This window comes from Xanthobacter autotrophicus (genome assembly GCF_005871085.1).
Classification (GTDB): domain Bacteria; phylum Pseudomonadota; class Alphaproteobacteria; order Rhizobiales; family Xanthobacteraceae; genus Xanthobacter; species Xanthobacter autotrophicus.
In genome coordinates this window covers 315,266-334,773 of record NZ_VAUP01000015.1, presented here as the reverse complement: position 1 = coordinate 334,773, position 19,508 = coordinate 315,266, and the positions used below count along the sequence as shown (strand labels likewise).

Genomic DNA, 19,508 nt, shown 5'->3' with positions numbered 1-19,508 from the left:
CCGCCAGGGCTTGAAGGTCCCGGCGGCCCGACGGGACCTGCGGGTCCGCCCGCCGGCCGTGGGGCAAGGCGGGGTGCCGCCAGTCAGAAATACAAAATCCGACCGGCGCGCGCCCTCAGGCCGGCGTTGCGTCCCAGCTCGGGAAGGGGTCCGGCAGGTGCTTCAGCGCGCTGGCATTGAAGCGCTTGGGGTTGGCCGGGCCGACGAGGCAGGCGTCGAGGGCGGCGCGCATGGCTGCTTCGTCCAGCCCCATGCCGATGAAGACCAGCTCCTGCCGCCGGTCGCCATAGCCCGGGGTCCAATGGGAGCGGAGCCAGGCGCGCCAGTCCTGCTGGGTCGGCCAGTGCTCCTTGGGCACGCTGGCCCACCAGCGGCCGGCGGTGCCGGTCTGGCATATGGCCCCGGCAAGACTCATCTCGCCCACGCGGTTCGGCCGGGTCGCCAGCCAGAACAGGCCCTTGGCACGGACCAGGCCTGGCCATGTCTGTGCCAGGAAGGCCTGGAACCGCTCCGGATGGAACGGCCGGCGGGCGCGGTAGACGAAGCTTGAAACGCCATATTCCTGCGTCTCCGGCACGTGGTCCTTGAAGCCGTTCAGCTCCTTGAACCAGACCGGGTGGGTGCTTGCCTTCTCGAAATCGAAGAGGCCGGTGCCGAGCACTTCGCGGAGCGCCACCCGCGAATAATCGGTCTCGATGAGGCGAGCATCGGGATTGAGCGATTTCACCACGCCGCGCACGATTTTCAGTTGCTCGGCATCGATGCCGGAAATCTTGTTGAGCACGATCACGTCGGCGAACTCGATCTGGTCGGTCAGGAGGTCCACCAGGGTGCGGTTGTCGTCCTCCCCCGCCGTCTCGCCCCTGTCGCGCAGGAAGTCCTGCGAGCCGTAGTCCTTGAGCAGATGGGCGGCGTCCACCACGGTCACCATGGTGTCGAGCCGGGACACGTCGGAGAGCGAGGCGCCGGCCTCATCGCGGAAGTCGAAGGTGGCGGCCACCGGCAGCGGCTCGGCGATGCCGGTGGATTCAATGAGCAGATAATCGAAGCGGCCATCGGCGGCGAGGCGGCGCACCTCGGTGAGGAGATCGTCGCGCAGGGTGCAGCAGATGCAGCCGTTGGTCATCTCCACCAGCTTCTCCTCGGTGTGGGAGAGGTCGGCGCCGCCGGAGCGGATCAGCTCGGCATCAATGTTCACCTCGCTCATGTCGTTGACGATGACCGCGACCTTGAGGCCCTCGCGATTGGCGAGGATGTGGTTGAGCAGCGTCGTCTTTCCCGATCCGAGGAAGCCGGACAGGACGGTAACGGGCAATCGGGCCTCGCGCATGAAGCTCTCCAATAAAAGATATATTATATCAATAACGACATTGCGGGCCCCAGCCAACACCCCGCTTTGGCCGTGCACCGGAAATCTGATGGGGCGTTCAGTGGAAAGGGGGCGGGCGGCGGCTCATGCCGTGAAGGCAGGGCGATGCTGCGGGACGGAAGGTTCGTTCTCGTCCGGCGAAGCCCATGACGGCCGGATCGTCAGCCGATCAGATGGGGCGCCGAGTCCTGATCGGAACACGCGTTCTCGAAGCTGCAGAGTGACCGGCCTTGATCAACCCGGCCGAGGCGCGAAGCCCACCGACGGCCAAGGCTGGTTGCCGCGATTGGATCGGCCTACTCACTGGTCGATCTGAGCGCAGGCCAGCGTGGACTGCCGAACCCACACCTGTTTCGTCAGAACGATAGTGTCACGAGCGCCCGCTGCGTCCGGACGTCAGTTGCGCCCGCCGGCGAACACCTGGATTGGCAGTTGGAATGGCGCGGCGACCACCGTGCCCACCGCCCCGCCCACGGCCTGGACGGCAGTTGAGCCGGGCGTCACATCGTCCGAGATGCTCTGGCCGGCCATCAGCCTGTCGCCGAGCAGGCGCACCATGTCTGGCTGGGTCGCGAACTTGCTGTGGTTGAGCGCGTCGCCGCCCTGCAAGGCGGTGAGATCCAGCACCACAATGCCCGTCGCCTGTTCGAGGCGGGCGCTGTAGGCGGGATTGGTGAGGTCCACCGCGCCCACTCGCGTCACCTGTCCCGAAAGCAGGCGCGACACCCCCAGGGCCTGGTCGTTGCGGGAGACGAAGAGGGTGAGGTGTGGCCGTTTCGGGCCCAGGTCCTGCACCTGCCGCTCGAACACGTCGATGTCGAGGTCGGGGGAGGCAAGCACCACATTGGTGATCTTGGCCGGCACCCGCCCTTCGCTCAGGGCAAGCTGGCGCAGCGACTCCATGGCGAGCCAGGCGCCCATGGAATGGGCCAGCACCACCACCTCGTCCACCTGCGGGCTCTTGACCGCGGACGCGAGCACATAGGCGAGGTCCGAGCGCGAGAAATTGGCGCTTTCCCGGTCGTAAAGATAATCAGTGATCCGCCCGCGGGACGGCCAGGTGAACAGCACCGGCATGTAATCGGCGCTGGTGTCATGGATGAACTGGGCAAAGCGGAACACCGACGCATCAAAGCGGGTGTTGAAGCCGTGGACGAAGATGAGCACCCTGTGCTTGGTCCGTGGCTGCTGCTTGTACCAGGAGACGACCTGATTGTTGGGGATCGGGTTCACCCGCGTCACCGCGAATTCCCGTGTCGGGTCCGCTGGCACCCGGCTTGGCCATTGGATCGAGCCGACCTCCCGGTTGGGCGGGATGGAAACCACGATGTTGGTGAAGGCGAGGCCATCGCCCCGCTCGCCGGTGAAGAGGACGCCTTCCGCATCGCTTGGTGCTCGGGTCGTGGCCACCAGCATATCGACCTTGCCGGCGGGGGGGACATCCACTGCCACCGGCACCAGCAAGCCCTCGGGACGCGCACAGCCGGCGAGCGCCAACATCATCAGCGGCGCCAGCAGGCGCGCCCATGCCGATGCCCGTCGCTTTGACCCTTCAGCGCCGTCCAATGCTGCCACCTTCGATCCTAAAGTCCCGCCAGCCTTCAAGGCCCCGCGTTCCTTGTAAGGGATGAGAAGCACAAGGCAAGCACGGGCAATGGCAGCGCCTTTGGCGGCTTGACCCATGGTGAACACCCCCGAAGCCGGGATCATGGCTGAGTTGACGCAACGGGTTATGCTCTTCCGCCGATCGCTCGCAGGTCTTAAGGTCGCCGCGAAAATCAATGTTGGAATACCATATGCCAAAGACCGTCACCCTCCCCAACGGCGAAACCGTGCCGGCCCTGGGCCAGGGCACCTGGTACATGGGCGAGAGCGCGCCCGAGCGGGCAGAGGAGGTGGCCGCCCTGCGCGCGGGGCTCGACCTCGGCCTCACCCTCATCGACACCGCCGAGATGTATGCGGACGGCGGCGCGGAAGAGGTGGTGGGCGAGGCCGTGGCCGGCCGGCGCGGTGAGGTGTTCCTCGTCAGCAAGGTCTATCCCCACAATGCCAGCCGGGCCGGGGTCCAGGCCGCCTGCGAGCGCAGCCTGAAGCGGCTGAAGACCGATGTGATCGACCTCTACCTTCTGCACTGGCGCGGTAGCCATCCGCTGAAGGAGACCATCGCCGGGTTCGAGGCGCTGCAAGCGGCGGGCAAGATCCGCCTGTGGGGCGTCAGCAATCTCGACACCGACGACATGGAGGAACTGCTGGCGGCACCAGGCGGGCACGCCTGCTCCGCCAACCAGGTGCTCTATAATCCCAGCCGCAGGGGGCCGGAATTCGATCTGCTGCCCTTCCTCGCCGAAGCCGGCATTCCGGCCATGGCCTACAGCCCCATCGAGCAGGCCCGCCTGCCGCGGGGCGGAGCGCTGGGCGCGGTGGCGAAGAAGCACGGTGTTGACCCGTTCCAGGTGGCGCTGGCCTGGGTGATGCGGGCCGGCGACGTGATCGCCATTCCCAAGGCGAGCCGCATTGCCCATGTGCAGATGAATGCGGCGGCCCACGACCTCGTGCTCGATGCGGAGGACCTTGCCACCATCGACCGCGCCTTCCCGGCGCCGCGCCGCAAGGTGGGGCTTGAGATGCTCTGAACGGTTCTGCTCAGGACGCCGGCGCGAGGTCGTCGCGGCGCGGTAGGGTCGAAGCCTCGGCGATCACCACCACATCGGCCTCCGGGATGGCCGCTTCAAGGGCCTGGCGCAACCCGGTGGTCACTGCGCCGACATCCGCCATGGTTCGGCTCGGCGAAAAGCCCAGGGTAATTTCCACATGGGCCACCGCCCCGGACTTGCGCGTGCGTACGCAGGTGAGCTGCTCATACTGGTGAAAGAAGGCGGCCAGCGCGCTGTTCACCTTCATCTGCACCGGCTCGGCGAGGGCCCGGTCCAGCAGGTCGGGCAGGGATTCGGAGATCATCCGCCCGCCCACCACCAGCATGAAGGCCGCGCCCACCAGGCCACCGAAATCATCGGCCATCTCTGCCACCACCGTATCGGGCATCAGCACGTCGATGGCGACGCAGGTCACCACGGTGACTGAGGCTGCAGCCTTGGCCATGCGCGCGCGGAACTGGGAGAGGACAATGATGGAGGTGCCCGCGCGGGTCGCGCGCCAGAGCGGGACGAGCGGAATGACGTTGGCCGCAAGGTTCGCCAGCACCAGCACCATGGCGGCGGCCGCCCAGAACGGCGGCAGAGCCTCCGGCTCGGAGCCATGCAGCACCTTCACCAGCACGAACACCGCCGCGAGAAGCAACAGGGCGCCGATGACGATGGAGAACATCCGCTCCAGCTTGCCGACGCCGAAATCGTAGAAGTGGGTCTGGCCGCGATGCACGGCACGCAACGCCAGATAGGCGGTGCCTTCCACCACCAGCAGCAGCCCGCCGCGCAGGATTTCCGCCAGCATGGCGAGGGAGCCGGTGTGGGCCGTCGTCACCGCATAGGGCAGGAACAGGCCGAGATCGAGCAGGACCGCCAGCAGGACGGCGCGTTCCTTCTGCCGGTCCGTGACGCTCGGGATACGCATGGCAACGACTCACGCGGGGATTTTGTCTTGCGACGGTAAGCCATGGCGGTACGGACGTAAAACGGAAGGGCGCCTTACCGGTCGCCGCCACGCATGAGCAGGCGGTCGCCGCGGAACTCGAAGGCCTGGAGGCGCGACAGGAAGCTCATGCCGAGCAGGCTGGTGCGCAGCATGCCGGGCGGGGAGACCAAGGCCGGCACGCGGCGCTCCACGATGCCGCCGATGATGATGTTGTCGAGCACCACGCCGGCTGCCTTGGTGCGGCCGCCGGCGGTGTCCACCGGCACGTCGTATTTCAGGAAGTCCACCGGCAGGCCGGCCGCCTTCGCCGCTTCGTGGGTCAGCACCACGGAGGAGGCGCCGGTATCCACCAACATGTTCACGCTGGTGCCGTTGATGGCGGCGCGCACGCCGAAATCGCCGCCGCTCGCGCGCGTCACCTCCACCGCGACGCTGCCCGACTGGGCGACGTTCACCGCATAGCCCGGCGCCACTTCGGCCAGCACCCGCTGGCCCACCTGCTTCAAGGGCTCGCGATAGGTGTAGCCGAGGGCCAGCAGGGCGGCGAGCACCACCCAGAAGGCGGCCGCCACGAGGGATTCGCCGATGCGGCCACGCACCACCGACCACAGCCCGGCGCCGATGAAGATGGCGATGGCAAGCTGGCTCACCAGCGCGCCGAACTGGTCGAGGTCGATGCCCGCCACCTCGCCCTGCTCGTGGTGGACGGCGAGCACCACTACCCCGCCCAGCAGGCCGATCAGCAGCATCCAAAGGAGACGGTCGCTGCGCATGGCTTCAGTCCGGTGCGCTGTCGCGCACTTCAGCCTTGACCCGGGCGAGGCGCTGGGGGAGGGCGGCCATGATGGCGGCGCGCGTGGCGGGCGAATAGGACATCCAGGCACCGATCTCGCGCAGCGAGCGACCGCAGCCGAGGCACAGTCCGCTCAGGGGCTCGATGGCGCACAGCTTGACACACGGTGTCGCGATGGCGTCCGCGTCAGGCGTCTGTCCGGGCGGTCTCAACGTCAATGGCGCGGCGCTCGTTGGGTTCGATCAATAAAAGCCGGCGGTGGCGACTCGCGTCCCGCCTCACCTGCCGGGAAAGATAAGCACCCCGAGGAGGAAGACAATCACCGCCACCTGTTGGGTGGCGCCGGCCACGTCCCCGGTCTGCCCGCCGATGAGCCGGCCCGACAGACGCATCATGGCAAACAGGGCCACCAGCGGGGCGATGAGGCCGGCAAAGGCCGTGCTGATGCCGAAGCCCGGCACCAGAATGACCACCACCAGCAGCGCGGCGACGAGGCCGCAGGCAAGTCCCGCCGATTCCGAGGGGCGCCCGAACGCGGCGCCGGCGCCATCGGTGCGGGCGGGGGGCAAGGCGAGGATCAGCAACACCCCCGCCGCCCGCGAGGCCGCCTCCGCCACCACCAGCGCCAGCGCCGCGCGGACCATGCCGGCCGAGGCGACGAGGGCTTCCAGGGCCGCTACCCGCAGCAGCAGGGCCATGATGAGGGCGCAGCCGCCATAGGTGCCGATCCGGCTGTCGCGCATGATGGTGAGGCGATGGGCCTTGTCGCGCCCGCCACCGAGGCCGTCCGCCGTGTCGGCCAGTCCATCCTCGTGGAAGGCGCCGGTGGCCAGCACGAGGGCTGTCACCGCCAGAGCGGCGGCGAGGAACGCCGACAGCTTCAGCGCCAGCGCTCCCATGAGCACCAGCGCGCCGATAAGCCCGATGACCGCGCCCGCCAGCGGAATGGCGTAGGCGATGCGGTTGATATCGGGCATGGCGAAGGCGTCGGGGTCATCGCGCCGGGCGGGGATGGGCAGCCGCGAATAGAAGCGCAGGGCGGCGACGAGGTCTTTTCCGATCCGATCGAGCTGCATGGCGTTCCGGCTGGCCGTGGCGGGGCGCGCCGGGTCACACCCGCCGCCCGCCCTTGGGACCCTGTCTTGCGTCCGGGGTCAAGGGGCGGCACCCCGCGCCAGCGCGCCCCACTGGCCAAACCGGGGCCCATGCCCCTATATGCCGGGCACGGACGGGCCTTCTGGCCCGGCCGACGCCGTGCTTTGGAGGCATCGAGATCATGACCGGCTTAACGAGGTCCAGCGACGGTCTGGACGAGCGCCGACGTCGCATCCTGTTCCGCGCCTGGCATCGCGGCATGCGCGAGATGGACCTCATCCTGGGCGGCTTCGCCAATGTGGAGATCGAGAGCCTCTCCGACGCCGAGCTCGACGCCTTCGAGGCGCTGCTGGAGCCCGATGACCAGAAGGTCTTCTCCTGGATCAGCGCCAGCGAGCCGACCCCGGCGGAATTCGACACGCCGCTGTTCCGCAAGATCTGCGACTTCCATCTGTCCGGACGCGGCCTGCCGGCCTGACTGCGCCACGCCGCCTGCTTTTTGATCCCGGAGTACCCTCGTGAAGCGTCCCCAGCTCCTTGCCGATGCGCTGGCCGAAGGCCGGCCGCTCATCCTCTCCCGCGTCGCGGACGGCATGGAGGGCATGGTGGTGGCGGACCTTGCCCGCTCCCTTGCCGGGCGCAAGAATGCACCCTGGCCGAGCCTCACCGTCATCTGCCGGGATGGCCAGCGCATGGCGGCGGTGGAGCGGGGTCTCGCCTTCTTCGCGCCGGAGCTGGAGGTGCTGAGCTTTCCCTCCTGGGATTGCCTGCCCTATGACCGCGCCTCGCCCAACCCATCCATCCTGGCCCGGCGCATGGCGACCCTCGCGAAGCTTGCCCGCGTCAAGGGCGGCAATGCCTGCGTGCTGCTCACCACCGTGAACGCCACGGTGCAGCGGGTGCCGGCCAAGGGTCTGGTGGCGGCGCAATCGCTGGTGGCGGCGCCGGGCAATGCCATCGACCTCGAGGGCGTGACCCAATGGGCCGAGCAGAACGGCTTCCTGCGCACCTCCACCGTGCGCGACACCGGCGAATATGCGGTGCGCGGCGGCCTCATCGACCTGTTCCCGCCGGGCCTCGATGCGCCCATTCGCCTCGATTTCTTCGGCGACACGCTGGAGACCGTCCGGGCCTTCGATCCCGAGACCCAGCGCACCACCGGCCAGGTCCGCTCCCTGGAACTGGTGCCCATGGCCGAGTTCCAGCTGACCACCGACACCATGCGCCGCTTCCGCATGGCCTATGTGGCCGAGTTCGGTGCCGCCCGCAAAGGCGACACCCTCTATGAGGCGGTGAGCGAAGGCCGCCGCCACGCCGGCATGGAACATTGGCTGCCTTTGTTCCACGAGCGCATGGACACCCTCTTCGACTATCTGGAAGGCGGCACGCTGCTGCTCGATCCGCTGGCGGAAGAGGCGGGCGGCGAGCGCATCGCCCAGATCGCCGATTATTACGACGCCCGAAAGGGCGGGCAGGAGCTGGGTGGCGGCACCATCTACAATCCCCTGCCGGCGGACCGGCTCTATCTGGCCGGCCCGGAATGGAACAAGCGGCTGGCTCGCCACAGCCTCGCCCGCCTCAGCCCCTTCGCTGCGCCGGAGGGGGCGGACGCCCGGGTCATCGATCTTGGCGGCGTGCAGGGCCGCTCGTTTGCCGCCGAGCGGGCGGAGCCGGAGGCCAATGTCTTCGACGCCGCCATCACCCATGTGCGCGAGCTGCAGAAGTCCAAAAAGGTGATCCTCGCCGGTTGGTCCGAGGGCTCGCGCGAGCGGCTGGGCACGGTGCTGGCCGACCATGGGCTGAAGGGCCTCGCCGCCATCTCCCGCTTCGACAGCCTCGCGGCGCTGCCGAAAACCCAGGCGGCGCTCGCCGTATTCGGGGTGGAGGCGGGCTTCGAGACGCCGGACTTCGCCGTGATCGGCGAGCAGGACATCCTCGGCGACCGGCTGGTGCGCCCCAAGCGCAAGGCCCGCCGCCCGCAGGACGTGCTCACGGAGCTGACCGCGCTCACCGCCGGCGATCTGGTTGTCCATGTGGACCACGGCATCGGCCGCTTCATCGGCCTGAAGACCGTGGAGGCCATGGGGGCGCCCCACGACTGCCTGGAGATCCACTATGCCGGCGGCGACAAGCTGTTCCTGCCGGTGGAGAATCTCGAACTGCTGAGCCGCTACGGCTCGGAGGACACCGAGGCCCAGCTCGACAAGCTCGGCGGCGGCGCGTGGCAGGCACGCAAGGCGCGGATGAAGAAGCGCATCCGCGAAATGGCGTCCGAACTCATCAAGATCGCCGCCCAGCGCCAGCTCGGCGAGGCGCCCAAGCTGGTGCCGGCCATGGGCCTTTATGACGAGTTCCGCGCCCGCTTCCCCTACGAGGAGACCGACGACCAGGACGCCGCCATCGACGCGGTGCTGGACGACCTCGCCTCCGGCCACCCCATGGACCGGCTGATCTGCGGCGACGTGGGCTTCGGCAAGACGGAAGTGGCGCTGCGCGCCGCCTTCGCGGTGGCGCTGTCCGGCAAGCAGGTGGCGGTGGTGGTGCCCACCACGCTGCTCGCCCGCCAGCACCACAAGACCTTCTCCGAGCGCTTCAAGGGGCTGCCGGTGAACGTGGCCCAGGCCTCGCGCATGGTGACGGGCAAAGACCTGACCGCCGTGAAGAAGGGCATCGCCGACGGCACGGTGGACATCGTGGTCGGCACCCATGCCTTGCTCGGCAAGGCCATCAGCTTCAAGGACCTCGGGCTTGTCATCGTGGACGAGGAGCAGCATTTCGGCGTCTCCCACAAGGAGCGGCTGAAGCAACTGCGGGCCGAGGTGCATGTGCTGACCCTCACCGCCACCCCCATCCCCCGCACCCTGCAGCTCGCCATGACCGGGGTGCGCGAACTGTCCATCATCGCCACGCCGCCGGTGGACCGCCTCGCGGTGCGCACCTTCATCACGCCGTTCGATCCGCTGGTGGTGCGCGAGGCGCTGCTGCGCGAGCGCTATCGCGGCGGCCAGAGCTTCTATGTGGTGCCGCGCATCGAGGATCTCGGCGAGGTGCGCGAGTTCCTGGCTGCCTCGGTGCCCGAGGTGAAGGTGGCGGTGGCCCATGGTCAGCTCGCCGCCGGTGCGCTCGAAGACATCATGACCGCCTTCTATGACGGCCAATATGATGTGCTGCTCTCCACCACCATCGTGGAATCGGGCCTCGACGTGCCCAATGCCAATACGCTGATCGTGCACCGGGCCGACATGTTCGGCCTCGCCCAGCTGTACCAGCTGCGCGGCCGCGTCGGCCGGGCCAAGGCGCGGGCCTATGCCATCTTCACCGTTCCGGCGAGCAAGCCCATGACGGTACAGGCGGAGCGGCGGCTCAAGGTGCTGCAATCGCTGGAGACGCTGGGCGCCGGCTTCCAGCTGGCGAGCCACGACCTCGACATCCGCGGCGCGGGCAATCTGCTCGGCGACGAGCAGTCCGGCCACATCAAGGAAGTGGGCTACGAGCTGTACCAGGAGATGCTGCAGGAGGCGATTGCTCACCTCAAGGCCGGCATCACCGACTATGTGGACGACAAGTGGTCGCCCAACATCACCATCGGCATGCCGGTGCTGATCCCCGAGGATTATGTGGGCGACCTCCATGTGCGCCTCGCCCTCTACCGCCGCCTCGCGGACATCCAGGACGATGGCGAGATCGACGCTTTCGGGGCGGAGCTGGTGGACCGCTTCGGCCCCACGCCGGAAGAGGTGGGCCAGCTGTTGAAGCTCACTCAGATCAAGGCGCTGGCCCGCAAGGCCAATGTGGAGAAGGTGGACGCCGGCCCCAAGGGCGTGGTGCTGGGCTTCCGCGACAACGAGTTTGCCGACCCCTCGGGCCTGGTGAAGCTCATCGGGCAGGAGGGCAACCAGGCCAAGGTGCGACCCGACTTCAAGGTGGTGTTTCTGCGTGACTGGCCCACCGCCGAGGCCCGGCTGAAGGGCACGCTGGTGGTGCTGAAGAAGCTCGCCGCGCTGGCCGGCAAGAAGGCGCTCTGAGAGGGGCTCCAGGCCCGCCTCCGTGAGGCTGCCGAAGTTAAAAGACCCGCCGGGGCGACGCCGCGGCGGGTCTTGTTGTCCTGCCGCTCCGGCTGTGCCGGGAGGCGTTCGGCCTACTTGACGCCGAGCACGCCGCCGACGGCGCCGCCCACGGCGCCGACCGTGCCGCCAACCACAGCACCCACGGGGCCTGCCGCCTTCTCACCGGCGCGGGCACCTTCCTTGGCGCCTTCGCCGGTGCCCTTCACGCCGCCGGCCACGCCACCGGTGACGGCGCCGCCGACGCCACCCACCGTGCCGCCAACGGCGGTGCCGACCGGCCCGGCCGCCTTGTCGCCCACTTCGGCACCCTTGTTGGCGCCCTGCTCGGCGCCCTTCACCACGCCTTGCGCTGACACGGCGGTGGCGCCCAGCGCCAGAACGAGGGCTGCCGCGACAATGGTCGTCTTCATGACTGATCCTTTCGTGCTCGACACTTCCCGATGGCCGGACGGACATGCCATCCCGGCCGGGTGCGCGACCTACGGGGCATTTGGTCTGCTCTCCCTGCTCAACCATAGCCTGCCCGCGGGGCACCCGCCATGGTGTCAGGGGAGGGATCAGCGGGAGTTGAAGGGAGAAGATGGGGTGCCGATGTACGGCAGTGCGACGCCTGTCGCGCAAAACGAAACGGCCGGGCATAGGGCCCGGCCGTTCTCACTCAAGGTTGCTCCGCCGCCCGCGCAAACCGGCTGTTGCCGGTTTGCGTTACGCAAAGACTCGCCGGGCGGCGTCAGACGCCTGCTCTACCTCAGAAGTCCATGCCGCCGCCCGAGCAAACCGGCTGTTGCCGGTTTGCGTTACGCAAAGACTCGCCGGGCGGCGTCAGACGCCTGCTCTACCTCAGAAGTCCATGCCGCCGCCCGAGCAAACCGGCTGTTGCCGGTTTGCGTTACGCAAAAACTCGCCGGGCGGCGTCGGACGCCTGCTCTACCTCAGAAGTCCATGCCGCCGCCCGGCATGGCCGGGGCCGCGGGGGCGTTCTTCTTCGGCAGCTCGGCAATGAGCGCCTCAGTGGTGATGAGCAGGCCGGACACGGAGGCCGCGTCCTGAAGGGCGGTGCGCACGACCTTGGTGGGGTCGATGATGCCGGCCTTCACCATGTCCACATATTCGCCGGTCTGGGCGTTGTAGCCGAAGCTGTAGTCCGAGGACTCCAGGATCTTGCCCACCACCACGGAACCGTCGTCACCCGCGTTCTGGACGATCTGGCGAGCGGGAGCCTGGATGGCGCGGCGGACGATCTCGATGCCGGTCTTCTGATCGGCATTGTCGACCTTCAGGCCCTCGAGCGCCTTGATGGAGCGCAGCAGGGCCACGCCGCCGCCGGGGACGATGCCTTCTTCCACCGCGGCGCGGGTGGCGTGCAGGGCGTCGTCGACGCGGTCCTTCTTCTCCTTGACTTCCACTTCCGTGGAGCCGCCCACGCGCACCACGGCGACGCCGCCGGCGAGCTTGGCAAGGCGCTCCTGCGCCTTCTCACGGTCGTAGTCGGAGGTGGTGGTCTCGATCTGGGCGCGGATCTGGGCGATGCGGGCCTCGATGTCGGCCTTGTCGCCGGAGCCGTCGACGATGGTGGTGTTCTCCTTCTCGATCACCACCTTCTTGGCGCGGCCGAGCATGGAGAGGTTCACGCTGTCGAGCTTGATGCCGAGATCGTCGGAGATCACGGTGCCGCCGGTCAGGATCGCGATGTCCTGCAGCATGGCCTTGCGGCGATCGCCGAAGCCGGGAGCCTTCACGGCCGCGACCTTCAGGCCGCCGCGCAGCTTGTTCACCACGAGGGTGGCGAGGGCCTCGCCTTCCACGTCCTCGGCGATGATCAGCAGCGGACGGGCCGACTGCACCACCGCCTCGAGCACGGGCAGCAGCTCCTGGAGACCGGAGAGCTTCTTCTCGTTGATGAGGATGTAGGGCTCCTCGAACTCAACGCGCATCTTCTCGGCGTTGGTCACGAAGTAGGGCGAGAGGTAGCCGCGGTCGAACTGCATGCCCTCGACCACGTCGAGCTCGGTCTCGGCGGTCTTGGCTTCCTCGACGGTGATGACACCCTCGTTGCCGACCTTCTTCATGGCCTCGGCGAGGAACTTGCCGACTTCGGCGTCGCCGTTGGCGGAGATGGTGCCGACCTGGGCGATCTCGTCGTTGGAGGTCACCTTGCGCGAGTTGGCGGCCAGGTCCTTGACGATGGCGTCCACGGCGAGGTCGATGCCGCGCTTCAGGTCCATGGGGTTCATGCCGGCGGCAACCGCCTTGGCGCCTTCGCGGACGATGGCCTGGGCCAGCACGGTGGCCGTGGTGGTGCCGTCGCCGGCGAGGTCATTGGTCTTGGAGGCGACTTCGCGCACCAGCTGGGCGCCGAGGTTCTCGAACTTGTCCTCAAGCTCGATTTCCTTGGCCACCGACACACCGTCCTTGGTGATGCGGGGGGCGCCGAACGACTTCTCGATCACCACGTTGCGGCCCTTGGGACCGAGGGTGACCTTCACGGCATTGGCGAGGATGTCGACGCCGCGCAGAACCTTGTCGCGCGCATCAACGGAGAATTTTACGTCCTTGGCAGCCATGTGGCCTGCTCCTTCAGATTGGGACGGAAGACGGGGTGTGGATGAAAACCGCGGTCAGCCGGGCTGACTCAGGCGGCCTTCTGGGCGTTGGCGGAAACGTCGAGCACGCCGAGGATGTCGCTCTCCTTCATGATCAGGAGATCCTGGCCGTCGATCTTCACCTCGGTGCCCGACCACTTGCCGAACAGCACCAGGTCGCCGGCCTTCACGTCGAGGGCGACCAGCTCGCCCTTCTCGTTGCGGGCGCCCGGGCCCACCGAGACGACTTCGCCCTGCTGGGGCTTTTCCTTGGCGCTGTCGGGAATGATGATGCCGCCGGCAGTCTTCTGCTCGGCTTCGATGCGCTTCACAACCACGCGGTCGTGCAGAGGACGGAAACCCATCGGGAAACCTCCGGTTCGATGCTTCAATTCAAGGCGCCGGGCCTAAAGCACCCGGCCCGATCGCGATCTAAGACCGCGGTTTTCGTCCCGCAAGAGGGTGGCGAAAAAAATTTAGCACTCGTGGATACCGAGTGCTAGCAGGGCCGAAATCCGAATGAAATCAAGAATGGTGGAGCGTCCCGCCTGATTTCTGAGCGCCCACCCCTTCATCAGCGGGGCTGTCAGCAGTCTTGGGCCGAGGCTGCTAGAACATTGTTTTTGCAGACAGAAACCAATTTTTAGCCTTGGCGGTCCGAAACTTTGGAGCCGACAATGCAGTTGTCTGGTCCCGACGGCCTCCGCACTGGCGGCGAGACGTTCCGGGACAGGGATATGGAGGTGTGCCCCATGGTGTCCCATCCGTCCAAGGTGTCGCGTGATTTCGTCCTGCAGATGGAGGGCTACGGCCTCGCCACGGCCGAGATCCTCTACCGGATGCCCGACCATCCCGCACTTCTTCAGACCTATCTCTGGCAGGAATACGACCTCTGCCCGCGTTTCCCCGAGCTGAACAAATTTCTCGAGTTCTGGCAGCGGGAGATCGAGGGCCGGCTCCACTCGGTGCGGGTGGCCCATAGCGGGCTCATCAAGCCGGCGGAGCTGCGGACGGTGGACGGGATGTTCCTGTTGAACTGATCGTTCCGGCGCCGGCAGCTGTCGCAACCGGATAACACCCGGCGCGCGACTCGCGTCCTAACCTTGCTCCCTCGACGCCGGCCGCGTTCGCGCGTCGGCGCAGCAGGGGAGAAGGCAATGGCGGGCAAGCGCATTTTGATGATCGTCGGCGATTTCGGCGAGGATTACGAGATCATGGTGCCCTTCCAGGCGCTGCTGGCGGTGGGGCACACGGTGCATGGCGTCTGCCCCGGCAAGAAGGCGGGGGACAAGATCGCCACCGCCATCCACGATTTCGAGGGGCACCAGACCTATACGGAAAAGCCGGGCCATCTCTTCGCCCTCAACGCCACCTTCGCCGAGGTGGACGTTTCGAGCTACGACGCCCTGCTGGTTCCCGGCGGGCGCGCGCCGGAGTATCTGCGGCTCTATCCCGAGGTGATCGACGCGGTCCGGCATTTCTTTGACGCCGGCAAGCCGGTGGCCGCCATCTGCCATGGCGCGCAGATGCTGGCCGCCGCCGGCGTCCTCAAGGGCCGCACCTGCTCGGCCTATCCCGCCTGCCGTCCGGAAGTGGAGCTTGGCGGCGGCACTTATGCCGACATTCCCGTGGATGCCGCCGTGACCGAGGGCAACCTCGTGAGCGCGCCCGCCTGGCCGGCGCATCCGGCCTTTGTTTCGCAGTTCCTTACCCTATTGGGTACTTCCATCTCGCTTTGAGCCGCCCATCGGGTTATGGATGGCGCAGGGCGGCGATACGGCATGCGCGCACCGCGGGGGTTGCGCGCATGCCGGCCGCCCGGTCGATCTCATGCCGGCGGACTCGGTCGTTGACCGATGACGGTGGTACGCTCAAGCGCAGCGCCGGCTTCGCCAAAGGATTGGTCTAGGGATCAGGCGCAGGCGAGCGGGAGGACCATCCCATGTGCCGTTTGTTCAGCGAGGCCGATGCCGCCCTGTGGGTCCAGGAGACCCGGGCGCTCCGCCTCAACGGCTTCAGCACCAGCGTGCGGCTGGAAGCCTTCTTCTGGAACGTGATCGAGGACATCGCCGCGCGCGACGGCCTCTCCGTGAACCGGCTCCTGTCGCGTCTCTATGACGAGAAGGCCGAGGCCGGCCGGGACATCGACAACTTCACGTCTTTCCTGCGGGTGTGCTGCGGGCGCTATCTGGCACTGCGGGCGCAAGGTCTCGTGCCCGAGGCAGGGGCTTTGGCGGCGCTCGATGTGACCCAAATCCTCCACGCCGAGCGCGACACGCCCCTCCTCGCCCGCCGTCCATCGTCGGCGGCGTGAGGGACCGTTGGGAATTCGCTGGGATGGGTGCTCTGGCCTCCCCCCGGTGATTCACTAATGTCATGGCCGGGCTTGTCCCGGCCATCCACGCGGGAAGGCCGGGAGCGACTTTCACATGGTGTTGCAAGCGGTTCGGCGTGGATGCCCGGGACGAGCCCGGGCATGACGAGAGTGATCGCGGCAATGCCCCTCGAATTCCCAACCAGACTCTAGAGGCGCGCGGGGCGGCATCATGGTGTGGATGCGGGAGGGTCGCGCGGACCCGATGCCCTGACAGCGCCGTTTTCGCGATGCTAAGAGTTAGGTGACCCATGGAAACGAGGTCCCGTTGGATCACCGCACGCCCCGAACGTCTGAACTGCTCGCCGCCGTCCTTGCCGCCCAGGAAGAGGACAAGGTGGCCATTGGCGACCTCGTGAACGCCTTGCGCAATCGCGCCTTCGGCATTCTCTTCCTCATCTTCGGTATCCCCAACTGCATTCCCATGCCGCCCGGCATCCCGGTGATCTGCGGCATCATCCTTGGCCTCATCGGCCTGCAGATGGCCATGGGTCGGCAGGAGTTGTGGTTGCCGGAGCGCATCGCCCGGCGCACCTTTTCCCGGGCCATGCTGGAAAGCATCGTCACCCGCTCGCGGCCCTGGATCGAGCGCTTTGAGAAACTCTCCCGGCCGCGCTACGAGCAGTTCGCCGGCCCCACCGCCCGCCGCGTGGTGGGGGCGACGGTGGTTTTGCTGGGCTTCATCCTGCTTCTGCCCATCCCTTTCCTCGGCAATTTGCCGCCCGGCTTTGCCGTGTGCATCTTCGGCCTCGGCCTGGTGGAGCGGGACGGCCTCGTGATCCTCGCTGGCTTTGGCGCGACGGTTCTCGGGCTCCTGATCACCGCCGGCATGAGCTGGGCCATCTATCAGGGCGCGGTCGCCATCTTCTGATCCCGCCCGCTTCCCCGCCATACGAGCCAGCAGTCCCCAGCCATGCGCGTTGACGCCTTCGACTTCGATCTCCCGGAGGAGCACATCGCCCTGCGGCCGGCCGAGCCGCGCGATGCCGCGCGGATGCTGGTGGTGCGTCCGGGCGGGACGCCGGAGCTGTCCGACCTGCGGGTGCGCGACCTGCCGGGTTTCATCACCTCCAAAGATGCGCTGGTGGTGAATGATACCCGCGTCATCCCCGCCGCGCTTGAGGGTGTGCGCGAGCGGGATGGCGGCTCGGCGGTGCGCATCGAGGCCAACCTTATCAAGCGGCTCGATGCCTCCCGCTGGCAGGCCTTCGCCAAGCCGGGCAAGCGCCTGCGGGTGGGCGACCGCGTGCGCTTCGGCGGGGAGGGCAGAGCCTGCCTGCTCGGCGCCCTCGATGCCGAGATCGCGGCGAAGGAAGACGACGGCTCGGTGGTCCTTGCCTTTGATATGGCGGGCGCGGCGCTGGACGAGGCGGTGACGGCGGTGGGGCACATGCCCATTCCGCCCTATATCGCTGCCCGGCGCGCCGAGGACGACCGCGACCGCAGCGATTACCAGACCCTGTTCGCCCGCGTCTCCGGTTCGGTGGCCGCGCCCACGGCGAGCCTGCATTTCACGCCGGAACTTCTGGCCCGCATCGCCGCCACCGGGGCCGGGATGCACACGGTGACGCTCCACGTGGGGGCGGGCACCTTCCTGCCGGTGAAGGCGGAGGACACCTCCGGCCATCGCATGCACGCCGAATGGGGCGAAGTGAGCGCCGACACCGCCGCCGCCCTCAACGCTGTGAAGGCCGCGGGCGGGCGCATCTTCACCGTGGGCTCCACCTCCACCCGGCTGATTGAGAGCGCGACGGGGGAGGATGGCACCATCCGCCCCTTCGTGGGGGAGACGGACATCTTCATCACCCCCGGCTATCGCTTCCGGGCGGTAGACGGCATGTTGACGAACTTCCACCTGCCGCGCTCGACGCTGGTGATGCTGGTGGCCGCCTTCGTGGGGCATGAGGCGCAGAAGCGCGCCTATGCCCATGCCATACAGGCCGGCTATCGCTTCTATTCCTATGGCGATGCGTGCCTGCTTCTGCCAGAAGGCGGGCCATGACGCGCCCTCAGCCTCTCACCGACACCTTCTCCTTCACCCTCTCCGCTACCGATGGCGCCGCCCGCACCGGCTTCGTCTCGACGCCGCGCGGTGCCATCGGCACGCCGGCCTTCATGCCGGTGGGCACGGCGGCCACGGTGAAGGGGCTCTATTTCGACCAGGTGAGGCAAACCGGCGCCGACATCGTCCTCGCCAACACCTACCACCTCATGCTGCGCCCCGGCGCCGAGCGGATCGCGAAGCTCGGCGGGCTGCACAGCTTCATGCGCTGGGACGGGCCGATCCTCACCGATTCCGGCGGCTTCCAGGTCATGAGCCTGTCGAGCCTGCGCAAGATGAGCGAGCAGGGCGTCACCTTCCGCTCCCATGTGGATGGTGCCTATTTCGAGATGAGTCCCGAGCGCTCGGTGGAGATTCAGGGCCTGCTCGGCGCCGACATCCAGATGCAGCTCGACGAATGCGTGCGCCTGCCCTGCACGGATGAAGAGGCCGCCCGCGCCATGCGCCTCTCTTTGCGCTGGGCCGAGCGCTCGAAGCGCGCGTTCGAGGCGCAGCCGAAGGGCCGGGCGCTGTTCGGCATCGTGCAAGGCGGGGTGGTGCCGGCGCTGCGGGTGGAATCGGCCCGCGCGCTGGCGGACATGGATTTCCCCGGCTATTCCATCGGCGGCCTGGCGGTGGGCGAGCCGCAGGAGGTCATGCTCGCCATGATCGAGACGGTGGAGCCGCATCTGCCGACGATGAAGCCGCGCTACCTGATGGGCGTGGGCACGCCCGACGACCTGCTGGAATCGGTGGCGCGCGGCATCGACATGTTCGACTGCGTGATGCCCACCCGCTCCGGCCGGCATGCTTTGGCCTTCACCCGCTTCGGCCGCATCAATCTGAAGAACGCCCGCCACGCCGACGACCCCCGTCCGCTGGATGCGGAAAGCGACTGCCCGGCCCTGCGCGACTATTCCCGCGCCTACCTGCACCACCTCGTGCGCTGCGAGGAGATGCTGGGCTCCATGCTGCTCACCTGGGCCAATGTCCATTATTACGAGCAGCTCATGGCCGGCGCCCGCGCCGCCATCTCCGAGGGGCGGTACCGGGACTACGTGGCGGGGGTGAAGGACGGCTGGGCGCGGGGGGATATTCCCGTGTGGGCGGGGTAGGGATGTGCCCCGGACAAGCGACGGCGCAGACGGAGCGCCGATCCGGGCCCAGCAGAAGAGTGCCGAAGGCTCCCTATTTCAGCAGGTCGTCGGCTAGATCCCGCCATTCAGGATTGTCGCGCTCGATCAGCGCGAGCTTCCAGGCTCGCTGCCATTTTTTGAGCCTTAGCTCGTGTTCCCGGGCTGCGGCGAGGTCGTCGAAGACCTCGACATGGACAAGACGCGTCACGCCATATTGGTGCGTGAACCCCGCTACCGCCCCCGACTTGTGCTCTGCCATACGTCGCGCAAGATCGTTCGTCACGCCCACGTAAAGCGTGCCGTTCCGGCGGCTGGCGAGGATGTAGACGAAAAAGGTGCTCACGAAATCGATGGTATCTTAAGAAGGTCGCCTGCGGCGGAGTTTTGCGCTGGCCCCCGGATCGGCGCTCCGGCTGCGCCGTCGCTTGTCCGGGGAACCAAAAATGCCGTGCCACTTTAT

General features: G+C 67.5%; 19 protein-coding genes. 9 read left to right on the top strand and 10 right to left on the bottom strand.

Features of this window, described 5'->3' with window-relative positions:
• Positions 1 to 115 precede the first annotated feature (115 nt).
• Both zigA and FBQ73_RS06255 read right to left on the bottom strand, forming a co-directional pair.
• Positions 116 to 1,330, bottom strand: a complete 1,215-nt coding sequence (gene zigA / locus FBQ73_RS06260) for a zinc metallochaperone GTPase ZigA (RefSeq protein ID WP_138398622.1) — start codon at positions 1,328 to 1,330, stop codon at positions 116 to 118.
• A gap of 435 nt (positions 1,331 to 1,765) precedes the next feature.
• A complete protein-coding gene (locus tag FBQ73_RS06255; protein WP_246089592.1) occupies positions 1,766 to 2,872 on the bottom strand; it encodes an alpha/beta hydrolase in 1,107 nt (368 codons plus the stop codon).
• Positions 2,873 to 3,165: 293 nt separating this feature from the next.
• On the opposite strand from FBQ73_RS06255, the gene FBQ73_RS06250 reads away from it, so the two are divergent.
• Positions 3,166 to 4,002 (top strand): aldo/keto reductase, encoded by an 837-nt coding sequence (locus FBQ73_RS06250; RefSeq protein ID WP_138398621.1) that lies wholly within the window; start codon positions 3,166 to 3,168, stop codon positions 4,000 to 4,002.
• Positions 4,003 to 4,012: 10 nt separating this feature from the next.
• On the opposite strand, the gene FBQ73_RS06245 is transcribed toward FBQ73_RS06250, so the two are convergent.
• The 4 genes from FBQ73_RS06245 to cobS form a co-directional block, all read right to left on the bottom strand.
• Positions 4,013 to 4,939 (bottom strand): cation diffusion facilitator family transporter, encoded by a 927-nt coding sequence (locus FBQ73_RS06245; RefSeq protein ID WP_138398620.1) that lies wholly within the window; start codon positions 4,937 to 4,939, stop codon positions 4,013 to 4,015.
• Between the two features lie 74 nt (positions 4,940 to 5,013).
• Positions 5,014 to 5,733, bottom strand: coding sequence for a retropepsin-like aspartic protease family protein (locus FBQ73_RS06240; RefSeq protein WP_138398619.1), 720 nt, complete (start codon positions 5,731 to 5,733; stop codon positions 5,014 to 5,016).
• A gap of 4 nt (positions 5,734 to 5,737) precedes the next feature.
• The gene (locus FBQ73_RS06235) at positions 5,738 to 5,971 is read right to left on the bottom strand and encodes a DUF1289 domain-containing protein (RefSeq protein ID WP_392567222.1); all 234 of its coding nucleotides are present in this window, start codon (positions 5,969 to 5,971) and stop codon (positions 5,738 to 5,740) included.
• Positions 5,972 to 6,031: 60 nt separating this feature from the next.
• Positions 6,032 to 6,829, bottom strand: a complete 798-nt coding sequence (cobS, locus tag FBQ73_RS06230) for an adenosylcobinamide-GDP ribazoletransferase (RefSeq protein WP_138398618.1) — start codon at positions 6,827 to 6,829, stop codon at positions 6,032 to 6,034.
• Between the two features lie 200 nt (positions 6,830 to 7,029).
• Here cobS and FBQ73_RS06225 point away from each other — a divergent pair, with 200 nt between their 5' ends.
• Together FBQ73_RS06225 and mfd are read left to right on the top strand one after the other, a co-directional pair.
• The gene (locus FBQ73_RS06225; protein ID WP_138398617.1) at positions 7,030 to 7,326 is read left to right on the top strand and encodes an FAD assembly factor SdhE; all 297 of its coding nucleotides are present in this window, start codon (positions 7,030 to 7,032) and stop codon (positions 7,324 to 7,326) included.
• A 40-nt stretch (positions 7,327 to 7,366) separates the two neighbouring features.
• Positions 7,367 to 10,873 carry a transcription-repair coupling factor gene (gene mfd, locus FBQ73_RS06220; RefSeq protein WP_138398616.1) on the top strand — a complete coding sequence of 1,169 codons (3,507 nt, stop codon included), beginning with the start codon at positions 7,367 to 7,369 and terminating at the stop codon, positions 10,871 to 10,873.
• Between the two features lie 113 nt (positions 10,874 to 10,986).
• On the opposite strand, the gene FBQ73_RS06215 is transcribed toward mfd, so the two are convergent.
• From FBQ73_RS06215 to groES, 3 genes are all read right to left on the bottom strand, one after another.
• On the bottom strand, positions 10,987 to 11,325 hold the full coding sequence (locus FBQ73_RS06215; protein ID WP_081437106.1) for a hypothetical protein: 339 nt from the start codon (positions 11,323 to 11,325) through the stop codon (positions 10,987 to 10,989).
• A gap of 522 nt (positions 11,326 to 11,847) precedes the next feature.
• The gene (gene groL, locus FBQ73_RS06210) at positions 11,848 to 13,479 is read right to left on the bottom strand and encodes a chaperonin GroEL (RefSeq protein WP_138398615.1); all 1,632 of its coding nucleotides are present in this window, start codon (positions 13,477 to 13,479) and stop codon (positions 11,848 to 11,850) included.
• Between the two features lie 68 nt (positions 13,480 to 13,547).
• A complete protein-coding gene (gene groES, locus FBQ73_RS06205; RefSeq protein ID WP_138398614.1) occupies positions 13,548 to 13,862 on the bottom strand; it encodes a co-chaperone GroES in 315 nt (104 codons plus the stop codon).
• 387 nt (positions 13,863 to 14,249) lie between these two features.
• Between groES and FBQ73_RS06200 the strand changes: the two genes are divergently transcribed.
• The 6 genes from FBQ73_RS06200 to tgt all read left to right on the top strand — a co-directional run bounded on the left by FBQ73_RS06200 (position 14,250) and on the right by tgt (position 19,027).
• The gene (locus FBQ73_RS06200; protein WP_138398613.1) at positions 14,250 to 14,537 is read left to right on the top strand and encodes an usg protein; all 288 of its coding nucleotides are present in this window, start codon (positions 14,250 to 14,252) and stop codon (positions 14,535 to 14,537) included.
• Positions 14,538 to 14,654: 117 nt separating this feature from the next.
• Entirely contained in the window at positions 14,655 to 15,236 is a 582-nt protein-coding gene (locus FBQ73_RS06195; RefSeq protein WP_138398612.1) for a DJ-1/PfpI family protein, read from the top strand.
• A gap of 203 nt (positions 15,237 to 15,439) precedes the next feature.
• Positions 15,440 to 15,811 carry a ribbon-helix-helix domain-containing protein gene (locus tag FBQ73_RS06190; RefSeq protein ID WP_138398611.1) on the top strand — a complete coding sequence of 124 codons (372 nt, stop codon included), beginning with the start codon at positions 15,440 to 15,442 and terminating at the stop codon, positions 15,809 to 15,811.
• 328 nt (positions 15,812 to 16,139) lie between these two features.
• Entirely contained in the window at positions 16,140 to 16,742 is a 603-nt protein-coding gene (locus tag FBQ73_RS06185) for an exopolysaccharide biosynthesis protein (RefSeq protein WP_210236677.1), read from the top strand.
• A 42-nt stretch (positions 16,743 to 16,784) separates the two neighbouring features.
• Positions 16,785 to 17,873, top strand: a complete 1,089-nt coding sequence (gene queA, locus FBQ73_RS06180; RefSeq protein ID WP_138398610.1) for a tRNA preQ1(34) S-adenosylmethionine ribosyltransferase-isomerase QueA — start codon at positions 16,785 to 16,787, stop codon at positions 17,871 to 17,873.
• Positions 17,870 to 19,027 (top strand): tRNA guanosine(34) transglycosylase Tgt, encoded by a 1,158-nt coding sequence (gene tgt, locus FBQ73_RS06175; protein WP_138398609.1) that lies wholly within the window; start codon positions 17,870 to 17,872, stop codon positions 19,025 to 19,027. The genes queA and tgt overlap by 4 nt, the downstream gene beginning before the upstream one ends.
• 73 nt (positions 19,028 to 19,100) lie before the next feature.
• Here the strand turns inward: tgt and FBQ73_RS06170 are convergent, their stop codons facing one another.
• Positions 19,101 to 19,391 carry a GIY-YIG nuclease family protein gene (locus FBQ73_RS06170; protein ID WP_138398608.1) on the bottom strand — a complete coding sequence of 97 codons (291 nt, stop codon included), beginning with the start codon at positions 19,389 to 19,391 and terminating at the stop codon, positions 19,101 to 19,103.
• Positions 19,392 to 19,508: the final 117 nt, after the last annotated feature.